Origin of the sequence: Wolbachia endosymbiont of Glossina morsitans morsitans (genome assembly GCF_000689175.1) — a bacterium.
Lineage (GTDB): Bacteria > Pseudomonadota > Alphaproteobacteria > Rickettsiales > Anaplasmataceae > Wolbachia > Wolbachia pipientis.
Window position 1 is genome coordinate 1 of sequence record NZ_AWUH01000113.1, and the last position, 952, is coordinate 952.

Genomic DNA, 952 nt, shown 5'->3' on the forward strand with positions numbered 1-952 from the left:
TTTCGCAATGTTTTGTAGTTTAAATGCCAATACTCGACAGAGATAGTAAAAGACTAGCTAACTCGGGGATTCTTTGTCTTTTTTTCTGTTTAATAAACTTCTGAAACATTTGTAGTGTAAGTTATTTGCAATTAAAAGCAGCTTAATCTTGCTTGTCAAGCGTTTAAAACATAAAAAACGCCAATATTTTAAAGCGGATAATAACCCCAGGGCTTCTTTCGCCTTTTTTTCTGTTTAGTAAATTTCTTAAATATTTGTGGCTAAACGACAACCGTCATCCCGCTGCTTGTTAGCGGGACATAGGACTGCTGTCATTCCAGTGCTCCTTTTTTTGTCATCCGAGTAGCTGACACTGGGATCCAGGAAACTTAACTTTACACCAGGTGAATGTACAATAAGAACTGGATTCCAGACTGGAATGATACCGAAGGGGCTACTGGGATGACAAAAGGGGGCACTGGGATGACAGGAGAAAGAGGCACTGGAATGACAAAGATACTGTATTTCTTTACAAAACTTCATCTACATCTAGATTTTTATCTAAATAAGCTGAACGCGCCTACAAAGCGTTACAAGACATCAAAAAATGCCAATACTCGACAGAGATAGTAAAAGACTAGCTAACTCGGGGATTCTTTGTCTTTTTTTCTGTTTAATAAACTTCTGAAACATTTGTAGTGTAAGTTATTTGCAATTAAAAGCAGCTTAATCTTGCTTGTCAAGCGTTTAAAACATAAAAAACGCCAATATTTTAAAGCGGATAATAACCCCAGGGCTTCTTTTGCCTTTTTTTTCATTTAGTAAATTTCTTAAATATTTGTGGCTAAACGACAACCGTCATCCCGCTGCTTGTTAGCGGGACATAGGACTGCTGTCATTCCAGTGCTCCTTTTTTTGTCATCCGAGTAGCTGACACTGGGATCTATTTTGCATATAACTCCAATTGTGTTTT

The 952-nt window shown here is 37.4% G+C and carries 1 protein-coding gene; it reads left to right on the forward strand.

Features of this window, described 5'->3' with window-relative positions; translation table 11 throughout:
* The first annotated feature begins 387 nt into the window (after positions 1 to 387).
* The gene (locus WGMM_RS02760) at positions 388 to 609 is read left to right on the forward strand and encodes a hypothetical protein (RefSeq protein WP_038249678.1); all 222 of its coding nucleotides are present in this window, start codon (positions 388 to 390) and stop codon (positions 607 to 609) included.
* Positions 610 to 952: the final 343 nt, after the last annotated feature.

What these genes read in the sequence shown, in the direction of transcription:
- WGMM_RS02760 (WP_038249678.1), top strand. Translation starts at nt 388, where the DNA reads ATGTACAATAAGAACTGGATTCCAGACTGGAATGATACCGAAGGGGCT.